At 68.8% G+C, this 11,611-nt stretch carries 13 protein-coding genes and 1 pseudogene; 13 read left to right on the plus strand and 1 reads right to left on the minus strand.

Annotated elements, in window-relative coordinates; translation table 11 throughout:
• The first annotated feature begins 295 nt into the window (after positions 1–295).
• The 6 genes from FFS27_RS03515 (at position 296) to FFS27_RS03540 (ending at position 5,541) form a co-directional block, all read left to right on the plus strand.
• Entirely contained in the window at positions 296–1,414 is a 1,119-nt protein-coding gene (locus FFS27_RS03515) for a Re/Si-specific NAD(P)(+) transhydrogenase subunit alpha (protein WP_003083972.1), read from the plus strand.
• A gap of 75 nt (positions 1,415–1,489) precedes the next feature.
• Entirely contained in the window at positions 1,490–1,798 is a 309-nt protein-coding gene (locus FFS27_RS03520) for an NAD(P) transhydrogenase subunit alpha (RefSeq protein ID WP_003083974.1), read from the plus strand.
• A complete protein-coding gene (locus FFS27_RS03525) occupies positions 1,798–3,234 on the plus strand; it encodes an NAD(P)(+) transhydrogenase (Re/Si-specific) subunit beta (RefSeq protein ID WP_003083975.1) in 1,437 nt (478 codons plus the stop codon). Before FFS27_RS03520 ends, FFS27_RS03525 begins: the two co-directional genes overlap by 1 nt.
• 343 nt (positions 3,235–3,577) lie before the next feature.
• Positions 3,578–4,390 carry an energy transducer TonB gene (locus tag FFS27_RS03530; protein ID WP_023100720.1) on the plus strand — a complete coding sequence of 271 codons (813 nt, stop codon included), beginning with the start codon at positions 3,578–3,580 and terminating at the stop codon, positions 4,388–4,390.
• A 28-nt stretch (positions 4,391–4,418) separates the two neighbouring features.
• Positions 4,419–5,138: a MotA/TolQ/ExbB proton channel family protein gene (locus FFS27_RS03535; RefSeq protein ID WP_003083979.1), complete on the plus strand. Its 720-nt coding sequence runs from the start codon at positions 4,419–4,421 to the stop codon at positions 5,136–5,138.
• 1 nt (position 5,139) lies between these two features.
• Positions 5,140–5,541: an ExbD/TolR family protein gene (locus FFS27_RS03540; protein WP_003106175.1), complete on the plus strand. Its 402-nt coding sequence runs from the start codon at positions 5,140–5,142 to the stop codon at positions 5,539–5,541.
• Between the two features lie 180 nt (positions 5,542–5,721).
• Here FFS27_RS03540 and FFS27_RS03545 read toward each other — a convergent pair whose 3' ends face one another.
• Positions 5,722–5,934 carry a DUF3079 domain-containing protein gene (locus FFS27_RS03545; protein ID WP_003111981.1) on the minus strand — a complete coding sequence of 71 codons (213 nt, stop codon included), beginning with the start codon at positions 5,932–5,934 and terminating at the stop codon, positions 5,722–5,724.
• A 215-nt stretch (positions 5,935–6,149) separates the two neighbouring features.
• Between FFS27_RS03545 and FFS27_RS03550 the strand changes: the two genes are divergently transcribed.
• The 7 genes and pseudogenes from FFS27_RS03550 to FFS27_RS03580 form a co-directional block, all read left to right on the plus strand.
• Positions 6,150–6,731, plus strand: coding sequence for an alpha/beta hydrolase (locus FFS27_RS03550; protein WP_003106176.1), 582 nt, complete (start codon positions 6,150–6,152; stop codon positions 6,729–6,731).
• A gap of 110 nt (positions 6,732–6,841) precedes the next feature.
• Entirely contained in the window at positions 6,842–8,506 is a 1,665-nt protein-coding gene (gene mdcA / locus FFS27_RS03555) for a malonate decarboxylase subunit alpha (RefSeq protein ID WP_003111980.1), read from the plus strand.
• Positions 8,506–9,387 (plus strand): triphosphoribosyl-dephospho-CoA synthase, encoded by an 882-nt coding sequence (locus FFS27_RS03560; protein ID WP_003137092.1) that lies wholly within the window; start codon positions 8,506–8,508, stop codon positions 9,385–9,387. The genes mdcA and FFS27_RS03560 overlap by 1 nt, the downstream gene beginning before the upstream one ends.
• 1 nt (position 9,388) lies before the next feature.
• Positions 9,389–9,688, plus strand: coding sequence for a malonate decarboxylase subunit delta (locus FFS27_RS03565; RefSeq protein ID WP_003084001.1), 300 nt, complete (start codon positions 9,389–9,391; stop codon positions 9,686–9,688).
• The gene (locus FFS27_RS03570; RefSeq protein ID WP_003084003.1) at positions 9,681–10,544 is read left to right on the plus strand and encodes a biotin-independent malonate decarboxylase subunit beta; all 864 of its coding nucleotides are present in this window, start codon (positions 9,681–9,683) and stop codon (positions 10,542–10,544) included. The genes FFS27_RS03565 and FFS27_RS03570 overlap by 8 nt, the downstream gene beginning before the upstream one ends.
• Positions 10,541–11,347 carry a biotin-independent malonate decarboxylase subunit gamma gene (gene mdcE, locus FFS27_RS03575; RefSeq protein WP_003133103.1) on the plus strand — a complete coding sequence of 269 codons (807 nt, stop codon included), beginning with the start codon at positions 10,541–10,543 and terminating at the stop codon, positions 11,345–11,347. The genes FFS27_RS03570 and mdcE overlap by 4 nt, the downstream gene beginning before the upstream one ends.
• A gap of 15 nt (positions 11,348–11,362) precedes the next feature.
• Positions 11,363–11,611, plus strand: a pseudogene (locus tag FFS27_RS03580) (phosphoribosyl-dephospho-CoA transferase MdcG domain-containing protein); the annotation flags it as partial.

An 11,611-nucleotide genomic window follows, 5' to 3' on the forward strand; every position in this document is an offset into this window, starting at 1 on the left:
ACCTGATAGCCGGTCATTCACGGCAGGGATGTCATATTCTCGCGCGGGCTTCCCCGGATAGGCTGCACGCCAGTCAGGACGCGCCCGGCGGCGATGGGCGGGAATTGTTGGTCGGTTTATGACTTGTAGTTTCTATGTCGTATGCCTTCAGAACTTGTTGAAGGCTTTTCGGCTCGATTGCACAATGCCGCGCCAAGGTTCGTTCGCGAATCGCGGTATGTGAGCTAGACCTCCGCAGCCGGTGCGCCATCCGCAGTGCCCCGGACTACTCGACAATCACGCAGGAGATTCGTGAGTGCAGATCGGTGTCCCCCTCGAGACCCATGCCGGTGAGACGCGGGTTTCCGCCACCCCGGAAACCGTCAAGAAGCTGATCGGCCAAGGCCACCAGGTGATCGTCCAGAGCGGCGCCGGCGTCAACGCCAGCCAGCCGGACAGTGCCTATGAAGCCGCCGGCGCGACGATCGGCAGCGCCGCCGAGGCCTTCGGCGCCGACCTGGTGCTGAAGGTGGTCGCGCCCAGCGCCGCCGAGCTGGCCCAGATGAAAAGCGGCGCCGTGCTGGTCGGCATGCTCAACCCCTTCGACAACGAGAATATCGCCCGCATGGCCGAGCGCGGCATCACCGCCTTCGCCCTCGAGGCCGCGCCGCGTACCTCGCGGGCGCAGAGCCTGGACGTGCTCTCCTCGCAGGCCAACATCGCCGGCTACAAGGCGGTGATGCTCGCCGCCAACCACTATCCGCGCTTCATGCCGATGCTGATGACCGCCGCCGGCACCGTGAAGGCCGCCCGCGTGCTGATCCTCGGCGCCGGCGTCGCCGGCCTGCAGGCGATCGCCACGGCCAAGCGCCTGGGTGCGGTGATCGAGGCTTCCGACGTGCGTCCGGCGGTGAAGGAGCAGATCGAGTCGCTCGGCGCCAAGTTCGTCGACGTGCCCTACGAGACCGACGAAGAGCGCGAGTGCGCCGAAGGCGTCGGCGGCTACGCGCGGCCGATGCCGGCCTCGTGGATGGAGCGCCAGGCCAAGGCCGTACACGAGCGCGCCAAGCAGTCGGACATCGTCATCACTACCGCGCTGATCCCCGGCCGCAAGGCGCCGACGCTGCTGCACGAGGCGACCGTGGCGGAGATGAAGCCGGGCTCGGTGGTCATCGACCTGGCCGCCGCCCAGGGCGGCAACTGCCCGCTGACCGAGGCCGACCAGGTCGTGGTCCGGCACGGCGTGACCATCGTCGGCCACAGCAACCTGGCCGCGCTGGTACCGGCGGACGCCTCGGCGCTATACGCGCGCAACATCCTCGACTTCCTCAAGCTCACCCTGAACGCCGAAGGCTTCAGCGTGAACCTCGAGGACGACATCGTCGCCGCCTGCCTGATGTGCCGCGACGGCCAGGCGGTGCGCAAGAACGGCTGAGCCGCTGCGTCGGGAAGCTTCGATAACGATAAATGCGCACGCCTCGCGCCTGCGCCCTGAAGACCGGTGAAAACGATGGATATCATTTCTGACGGGATCTACAACCTGATCATCTTCGTGCTGGCCGTGTACGTCGGCTACCACGTGGTATGGAACGTCACCCCTGCCTTGCACACCCCGCTGATGGCGGTGACCAACGCGATTTCCGCGATCGTCATCGTCGGCGCCATGCTCGCCGCCGCCCTGACCGTGACCCCGCTGGGCAAGGCCATGGGCACCCTCGCCGTGGCCCTGGCCGCAGTCAATGTGTTCGGTGGCTTCCTGGTCACCCGGCGCATGCTGGAAATGTTCAAGAAGAAAGCGCCGAAGGCGGGGGGCCACTGATGAGCATGAACCTGGTCACCCTCCTGTACCTCATCGCCTCGGTCTGCTTCATCCAGGCCCTGAAAGGCCTGTCGCACCCGACCACCTCGCGCCGCGGCAACCTCTTCGGCATGGTCGGCATGGCCATCGCCGTGGCCACCACCGTCGGCCTGGTGTTCAAGCTGGGCGCGGAGATCGCCACCACCGGCGTCGGCTACATCGTCGTCGGCCTGCTGGTCGGCGGCACCGCCGGCTCGATCATGGCCAAGCGCGTCGAGATGACCAAGATGCCCGAGCTGGTCGCCTTCATGCACAGCATGATCGGCCTGGCCGCGGTGTTCATCGCCATCGCCGCGGTGGTCGAGCCGCAGTCGCTGGGGATCGTCGCGCACCTGGGCGACACCATTCCCACCGGCAACCGCCTGGAGCTGTTCCTCGGCGCGGCCATCGGCGCCATCACCTTCTCCGGTTCGGTGATCGCCTTCGGCAAGCTTTCCGGCAAGTACAAGTTCCGCCTGTTCCAGGGCACCCCGGTACAGTTCTCCGGGCAGCACCTGCTGAACCTGGTGCTCGGCCTGGCGACCCTCGGCCTGGGCCTGGTGTTCATGTTCACCGGCAACCTCACCGCCTTCGCCGTGATGCTGGCGCTGGCCTTCGTCCTCGGCGTGCTGATCATCATCCCCATCGGCGGCGCCGACATGCCGGTGGTGGTGTCGATGCTCAACTCCTATTCCGGCTGGGCCGCGGCGGGGATCGGCTTCTCGCTGAACAACTCGATGCTGATCATCGCCGGCTCGCTGGTCGGCTCCTCGGGCGCGATCCTCTCCTACATCATGTGCAAGGCGATGAACCGCTCGTTCTTCAACGTCATCCTCGGCGGCTTCGGCGCCGAAGCCGACGCCGGCGGCCCGGCGGGCTCCAAGGAGCAGCGTCCGGTGAAGTCCGGTTCGGCCGACGATGCCTCGTTCCTGCTGACCAACGCCGACAGCGTGATCATCGTCCCCGGCTACGGCCTGGCGGTGGCCCGCGCCCAGCACGCGCTGATGGAACTGGCGGAGAAGCTGACCCATCGCGGGGTCACCGTGAAGTTCGCCATCCACCCGGTCGCCGGGCGCATGCCGGGGCACATGAACGTGCTGCTGGCCGAGGCCGAGGTGCCCTACGAGCAGGTGTTCGAGATGGAGGACATCAACTCCGAGTTCGGCCAGACCGACGTGGTCCTGGTGCTCGGCGCCAACGACGTGGTCAACCCGGCGGCGAAGAACGATCCGAAGTCGCCCATCGCCGGCATGCCGATCCTCGAGGCCTACAAGGCCAAGACCGTGATCGTCAACAAGCGCTCCATGGCCAGCGGCTACGCCGGCCTGGACAACGAGCTGTTCTACCTGGACAAGACCATGATGGTGTTCGGCGACGCCAAGAAGGTCATCGAAGACATGGTCAAGGCGGTGGAGTGATTCCCCGCTGAATCCACCAGAACCCCGGCCCAGGCCGGGGTTTTTCGTTTTCGCGGGTTGCCCGCGCAGCGTTCTCCGCCGCTTCCAACGGCGAAAACACCAGCCTTTCAGGAATATTTTTCATGCCCGCAAGGCATGGATTTTTCGTCGGATCGCTGTAGCCCGCCAACCACGCGGCCTGTGGCGACATGGGCGAAACCCATAGCTCCAGAAGTTATTTCCATAACAAAAATAATTACTTCAGGCGCTAAGCCTCCTTGCCAATCATGCAACTCCCTGCGCCGCTAGGACTCCAGCACGGACCTGAGCGGCCATCGAGTTCGTCAGTGCAAGGAGCTTTTCCATGGCAACCCCCCAGCCCGTCGATGCCCGCACGCAGCCCTGGCGCGAGACGCCCGGCGGCGACCTGGTGGCGCTCGGTCGGCCGGTTCGCCAGGCGTTGCACCTGGTTCGCCACAACCCGACACAGGGTCGGGTGCTCAGCCGGCGCGAGACGATCCTGCTGGTCCTGTTCGCCCTGACCCTGCACGGAGCGGTGATCCATTGGCTGAGCCAGCAGAGAACCCCGGCGCTGCCCGAGGTGCCGCCACAGGTGCCGCCGATGACCATCGAGTTCACCGCCCCGGCGCCGCCGGTGGTGGAACCGCCGCCGCCCGAGCCGTTGCCGCCAGTGGTCGAGGAACCGCCACCGCCGGTGGTCGACGAGAACGCGGTGAAGCCGCCGCCGCCGAAGCCGGTGCCCAAGCCGAAACCCAAGCCCAAGCCGCAACCCCGGCCGAAGCCGGCGCCGAAGGCCGTCGAGCCGGCTCCGCCCGCGCCGCCGCAACCCGCCGCGCCACCCGCCCCGCCGGCGCCGGTCGCTGCTCCGGCGCCGTTGACGCCGCCGTCGGCGAACGCCGGCTACCTGCACAACCCGGCGCCGGAATACCCCGCCCTGGCCATGCGCCGCGGCTGGGAGGGCACCGTGCTGTTGCGGGTGCATGTCCTCGCCAGCGGCAGTCCGAGCGAGATCCAGGTGCAGAAGTCGAGCGGACGCGAAGCCCTCGACCAGGCCGCGGTGAAAGCGGTCAAGCGCTGGTCCTTCGTTCCCGCCAAGCGCGGCGACAAGGCCGAGGACGGCTGGGTCAGCGTACCGATCGATTTCAAGTTGAACTGAATCTGCAGCGTCACGAGGAGCATCCGTCATGAGTCTGTTAACCACCCCGCTCGAATCCGTCGAAGGCGCCGTCATCTGGCTGCTGGTCGGCTTTTCCGTGGTCACCTGGGGCCTGGCCCTGGTCAAGGGCGTGCAGTTCGCCCGGCAGAAGCGCCAGGACCGCCAGTTCCAGAAGCAGTTCTGGAGCGCCACCAGCCTCGACTCCGCCGGCGAGCAGGCGCAGGACAAGCAGGGCGCCGGCGCCCGCGTGGCCCAGGCCGGCTTCGCCGCGATCCAGGTGCAGGACAACGGCCAGCCCGACCTGGCCCAGTCGATCAACCACCAGGACCGTCTCGAACGCGCCCTGCGCCAGCAGATCCAGCGCGAGCGGCGTTCCCTGGAGTCGGGCCTGGCGGTGCTCGCCTCGATCGGCTCGACCTCGCCCTTCATCGGTCTGTTCGGCACCGTCTGGGGCATCATGGAGGCGCTCAAGGGGATCAGCGCGGCCGGCTCGGCGAGCCTGGAGACCGTGGCCGGGCCGATCGGCAGCGCGCTGATCGCCACCGGCGTGGGAATCGCCGTCGCGGTGCCGGCGGTGCTGGTCTACAACTACTTCCTGCGGCGCCTGAAGCTGACCGCCGCCGACCTCGACGACTTCGCCCACGACTTCTACAGCCTGGCGCAGAAGAGCGCGTTCCGCGTCATCGTCCATCCCTCCGCCGCGCGCCAGGCCGGCAACCCCTCGCGCAACGTGAAGGAGGCGTCCTGACATGGCCTTCTCGACCCAGGACAGCGACGAAGTCCTTTCCGAAATCAACGTCACCCCGCTGGTCGACGTGATGCTGGTGCTGCTGGTGGTGTTCATCGTCACCGCGCCGCTGCTGACCAACTCGATCCCGATCAACCTGCCGAAGACCGAATCGGTGGCCCCGCCGGAGCAGAAGGATCCCCTGGTGGTGAGCATCGATGGCGCCGGCAAGCTGTTCGTCAACAAGGACGAGATCCAGCCGGAGCTGCTGGAGAGCAACCTGGCCGCGGCCAAGGCGAAGGACGCCGAGGTCCGCGTGCAGTTGCAGGCCGACGAAGGGGTGAACTACGGCCAGGTGGCGAAGGCCATGGCTTCCATCGAGCGCGCCGGGATCACCAGGCTGGCGGTGATCACCGCACGCTGAAGCGAATCCACGCCGTCCGGCGCAGGCCGGGCGGGCAACGGTTTCGACCGCTCCGATCCGGGCAGGGGAGAGCGGTCTTTTTTATTCCGGATGGACGCTCCTCGGGTGTGTCCGCCGAGGCCGGGCTCGCGAATGCGTCGCGCATCGTGCCCGTCGCTTGCACGCCCCACGCCTGGGCGCTCAGGCCTGGCGTGCCGGCGCCTCCTGCTCCTTGGCGTCCTCCGTTCCTTCGACTTCCCATTCACCGGCCCAGTCCTCGCCGAACAGTTCGCTGGGATGCTGGGTGCGGCTGGCGCCGTTGCCGCAGCCCATAGATTCCGCCGAGCAATAGCGGTCGCAACCCCAGCAGATGCGCTCCGGGTGGCTGGGATGGAGGGGAAATTTCTTGGCCATGATCCTGTCCCGATACCTGATGCCTGCGCTCAGGTATACCGCCGATGGCATGCGTCGCCCAGGCGTTGCCGCGGAAAAGTGGCTTCGGCTTGCGCTGGATCAACTCGATTGGCTCATATGAATTCATAGAATATTAAAATTGCTTTTTATTCCTTAGAGAAAAAAGACTGCGCCCTTACACTTCCCTGGTGATGAATTTTTCTGGAGGGATCTCCATGCACAGCGAACGCGTCCGTTATGTGTTGGTGCCCGGTTGGTACGGCTCGGAAGACGCCCATTGGCAAAGTCACTGGCAGCGCGCGCTGCCCAATGCCTCACGGGTCGAGCAACAGGACTGGATCACCCCGCTGCGCGCCGACTGGATCGCCGAGCTGGACGCCGAGATCCGCCGCCAGCCCGGGCCGGTGGTGCTGATCGCGCACAGCCTGGGTTGTGTGACAGTGGCGCTGTGGGCGGCCCAGGCCGAGCGCCGGGTGCGCGACCAGGTACGCGGCGCCCTGCTGGTGGCGCCGGCCGACGTCGAGCGCGAGAGCTGCGCCGAGGCGCTGCGCAACTTCGCGCCGATCAGCCGCGAGCCGTTGCCGTTCCCCAGCGTGCTGGTGGGTTCCGACAACGACCAGGCCTGCAGCCCGCAGCGCGCCATGCACCTGGCCCGCGCCTGGGGCGCGGAGACGGTGATCCTGCCCGAGGCCGGGCACATCAACGTGAAGTCCGGCCACGGCGCCTGGGAGGCCGGCTACCGTCACCTGTTCCGCTTGCAGTACCTGATCGACAGCCAGGCTCGTCGCCGCGCCTGATCCTTCAGATCGTTAACCTTGGCGTAACGGTTCGTCGCCCGGCTTGATTGAACAGGCCTGGCGGCCTGCCTAACGTGGCTCCTCACGACAGCGTGAAACCTGGAGCCGACATGACGACACCGATCTCTCCCCCGCCGCAGTGGTCGCGGCGCCGCCAGGAAAAGCAGCGGCGCCTCGAGCGCGTGCGCGGCCTGGCCGACGGCGCGGTGCTGCCGCGCGAACGCCTGGTCGCCGCGCTGGAGGCGCTGATCGCGCCGGGCGATCGGGTGGTGCTGGAAGGCAACAACCAGAAGCAGGCGGACTTCCTCTCCCGTTCGCTGGCGCGGGTCGATCCCGGCAAGCTGCACGACCTGCACATGATCATGCCCAGCGTCGGTCGTCCGGAGCATCTCGACCTGTTCGAACTGGGCATCGCGCGCAAGCTCGACTTCTCCTTCTCCGGCCCGCAGAGCCTGCGCATCGGCCAGTTGCTCGAAGACGGCCTGCTGGAGATCGGCGCGATCCACACCTACATCGAGCTGTACGCGCGGCTGGTGGTCGACCTGATCCCCAACGTCGCACTGGTCGCCGGTTTCGTCGCCGACCGCGAAGGCAACGTGTACACCGGGCCGAGCACCGAAGACACCCCGGCGCTGGTGGAGCCCACCGCGTTCAGCGACGGCATCGTCATCGTCCAGGTCAACCGTATCGTCGACGACCCGCGCGACCTGCCGCGAGTGGACATCCCGGCGTCCTGGGTGGACTTCGTGGTCGAGGCCGACCAGCCGTTCTACATCGAGCCGCTGTTCACCCGCGACCCGCGCCACATCAAGCCGGTCCACGTGCTGATGGCGATGATGGCGATCCGCGGCATCTACCAGCGGCACAACGTGCAGTCGCTGAACCACGGCATCGGCTTCAACACCGCGGCCATCGAGCTGATCCTGCCGACCTACGGCGAGTCCCTCGGCCTGAAGGGCAAGATCTGCCGGCACTGGACCCTCAACCCGCACCCGACCCTTATCCCCGCCATCGAGAGCGGCTGGGTCGAGAGCGTGCACTGCTTCGGCACCGAGCTGGGCATGGAGGGCTACATCGCCCAGCGTCCCGACGTGTTCTTCACCGGTCGCGACGGCTCGCTGCGTTCCAATCGGATGTTCTGCCAACTGGCAGGACAATACGCCGTCGACCTGTTCATCGGCGCTACCCTCCAGGTCGACGGCGACGGCCATTCCTCCACCGTCACCCGCGGACGCCTGGCCGGCTTCGGCGGCGCCCCGAACATGGGCCACGACCCGCGTGGCCGGCGCCACTCGACGCCGGCCTGGCTGGACATGCGGGGCGAACCCGAGGCCTTGCTGGAGCGCGGCAGGAAGCTGGTGGTGCAGATGGTCGAGACCTTCCAGGACGGCGGCAAACCGACCTTCGTCGAGCGTCTCGACGCGCTGGAGGTGGCGCGCCAGACCGGCATGCCGCTGGCGCCGGTGATGATCTATGGCGACGACGTCACCCATGTGCTCACCGAGGAAGGCATCGCCTACCTGTACAAGGCGCGCTCGCTGGAGGAACGCCAGGCGATGATCGCCGCGGTGGCGGGGATCAGTCCGATCGGCCTGCGCCACGATCCGCGCGAGACCCTGCGGATGCGCCGCGAAGGGCTGATCGCGCTGCCCGAGGACCTCGGCATCCGCCGCACCGACGCCTCGCGCGAGCTGCTGGCGGCGAAGAGCATCGCCGAGCTGGTCGAGTGGTCCGGCGGCTTGTACCAGCCGCCGGCGCGTTTCAGGAGCTGGTGATGAACGCCATCGCGAACCTCGCGGCGACGCTGCGCGCCGACCTCGGCGAATGCCTGGCCGACCTGGCGGTGGACGCCCTCATCGACGAAGCTGAACTGTCGCCCAAACCGGCCCTGGTGGACCGTCGCGGCAATGGCGCGCATGCCGACCTGCACCTGGGCCTGATGCAGGCCTCGGCGCTGAGCCTGTGGCCGTGTTTCAAGGAAATGGCCGACGCCGCCCAGCGGCATGGGCGCATCGATGCGCGCCTGCGCGGCGTCCTTGGCCAACTGGGGCGCGACGGCGAGGCGGCGATGCTGCGTACCACCGAAGGCGTGAACACCCATCGCGGAGCGATCTGGGCGCTCGGCCTGCTGGTCGCGGCCGCCGCTCTCGAACCGCGCCGCACGCAGGCCGGCGAAGTGGCCGCGCGCGCAGGACGCATCGCCCTGCTCGACGATCCGGCGGCCGCCATCGGCGACAGCCACGGCGAGCGCGTCCGTCGGCGCTACGGCGTCGGCGGCGCCCGCGAGGAGGCGCGTCTCGGCTTCCCCCGCGCAGTGCGCCACGGCCTGCCGCAGCTATGGCGCAGCCGCGAAGGCGGCGCTGGCGAGCAGAACGCCAGGCTCGATGCGCTGCTGGCGATCATGAGCGTCCTCGACGATACCTGCGTGCTGCACCGCGCCGGCCGCGTCGGCCTCGCCGCGATGCAGGATGGCGCACGCGCGGTGCTCGCCGCCGGCGGCAGCGCCAGTCTCGCCGGGCGTCGCCGCCTGTGCGAGCTGGACCGCCGCCTGCTGGCGCTGAACGCTTCGCCCGGCGGCGCCGCCGACCTGCTGGCCGCCTGTCTTTTCCTCGATCGCCTGCCCGCCGTGTCCGGTGGGTGGGCTGGGAGTCTCTGAGATGGAAACCCTGACCTTCGAATTTCCCGCCGGCGCTCCGGCGCGCGGTCGCGCCCTGGCCGGCTGCGTCGGCTCCGGCGACCTGGAGGTGCTGCTCGAGCCGGCCGCCGGAGGCGCGCTGAGCATCCAGGTGGTGACCTCGGTGAACGGCAGCGGCCCGCGCTGGCAACAACTCTTCGCGCGGGTCTTCGCGGCGTCCACGGCGCCGGCCGCGTCGATCCGCATCCACGATTTCGGCGCCACTCCCGGGGTGGTCCGCCTGCGCCTGGAGCAGGCACTGGAGGAGGCTGGCCATGACTGACGTCGCCCGCCTGCTGGCGCTGCGCAGCTTCACCGAACTGGGAGCGCGCCAGCGCGCCCGCGCCCTGCTCGACGCGGGCAGCTTCCGCGAATTGCTCGACCCCTTCGCCGGCGTGCAGTCGCCCTGGCTGGAACGACAGGGCATCGTGCCTCAGGCCGACGATGGGGTAGTGGTCGCCCGTGGCCTGCTCGACGGCCAGCCGGCGGTGCTCGCCGCCATCGAAGGGGCCTTCCAGGGCGGCAGCCTTGGCGAAGTCAGCGGAGCGAAGATCGCCGGCGCGCTGGAGCTGGCCGCCGAGGACAACCGCAACGGCGTTCCGACCCGGGCCCTGCTGTTGCTGGAAACCGGTGGCGTGCGCCTGCAGGAAGCCAACCTCGGACTGGCGGCGATCGCCGAGATCCAGGCGGCCATCGTCGATCTGCAGCGCTACCAGCCGGTGGTGGCGGTGATCGCCGGGCCGGTCGGCTGCTTCGGCGGCATGTCCATCGCCGCCGGGCTGTGCAGCTACGTGCTGGTGACCCGCGAGGCGCGCCTCGGATTGAACGGTCCGCAGGTGATCGAACAGGAGGCCGGCATCGCTGAATACGACTCGCGCGACCGGCCGTTCATCTGGAGCCTCACCGGCGGCGAGCAGCGCTTCGCCAGCGGTCTCGCCGACGCCTACCTGGCCGACGACCTCGATGAGGTACGCACCTCGGTACTCGCGTATTTCGCCAAGGGCCTGCCGGCACGGCCGCGCTGCCGCCGCGCCGAGGATTACCTGCGGCGGCTGGGCGACCTCGATACCGCCGAGCAACCGGATGCCGCCGGCGTGCGCCGGCTGTACCAGGGGCTGGGCCAAGGAGATGCAACATGAGCCAACCGTTCACTTCCCGTGGCCTGGCCTGGTTCCAGGCGCTGGCCGGTAGCCTCGCGCCGCGTCCCGGCGATCCTGCTTCGTTGCGCGTCGCCGATGCCGAGCTGGACGGCTACCCGGTGCGTTTCCTGGCCGTCGTGCCCGATCCCGACAATCCGTTCCCGCGCGCTCGCCAGGGCGAGGTCGGGCTGCTCGAGGGCTGGGGCCTGGCCGCCGCCGTCGACGAGGCGCTGGAGGCCGACCGCGAGGCGCCGCGCAAGCGCGCGCTGCTGGCCATCGTCGACGTGCCGAGCCAGGCCTACGGCCGCCGCGAGGAGGCCCTGGGTATCCACCAGGCGCTGGCCGGGGCGGTGGATGCCTACGCCCGCGCCCGACTCGCCGGGCATCCGCTGATCGGCCTTCTGGTGGGCAAGGCGATGTCCGGTGCGTTCCTCGCCCACGGCTACCAGGCCAACCGCCTGATCGCCTTGCACGATCCGGGGGTGATGGTCCACGCCATGGGCAAGGCCGCCGCCGCGCGGATCACCCTGCGCAGCGTCGAGGAACTGGAGGCGTTGGCGGCGAAGGTGCCGCCGATGGCCTACGACATCGACAGCTACGCGTCGCTCGGCCTGCTCTGGAGGACCCTTCCGGTGGAGACCGTCGAGGTGCCGTCGACGGCGGACCTGGTGCGGGTCCGCACCTGCCTGGGCGAGGCCCTGGCCGATATCCTCGGCGGCCCGCGCGACCTCGGCGGCCGCCTCGGCGCGGCCAACCGCGAGGCGTCGGCGCGGGTGCGCCGGCTGCTGCGCGAGCAGTGGTGAATTCAGGAGCGAGCCGTGGTCATCGCGAACAGCTCACAGCGGGGCTCCAGCCGGCGACGGCTCGCTCCTGATCCGATGCGCCGCAGGGCAGGGCCGGAACCCCATGACCTGCTCCTGGGCATGGCGCCGGCGCATTTGCCGGAGAATGCTCCGGCCTGGGTCTGCGCGGCACTGAAGGCCGGCTGGCCGGTGGTGGTGCGCCGTGCGCCGGCAGATCCTGCGCGGGTAGCCATCGGCGTGCGCGGCCTGGCGCGGGAGCAGCGC

Origin of the sequence: Pseudomonas sp. 2VD (assembly GCF_005503585.1) — a bacterium.
Classification (GTDB): domain Bacteria; phylum Pseudomonadota; class Gammaproteobacteria; order Pseudomonadales; family Pseudomonadaceae; genus Pseudomonas; species Pseudomonas aeruginosa.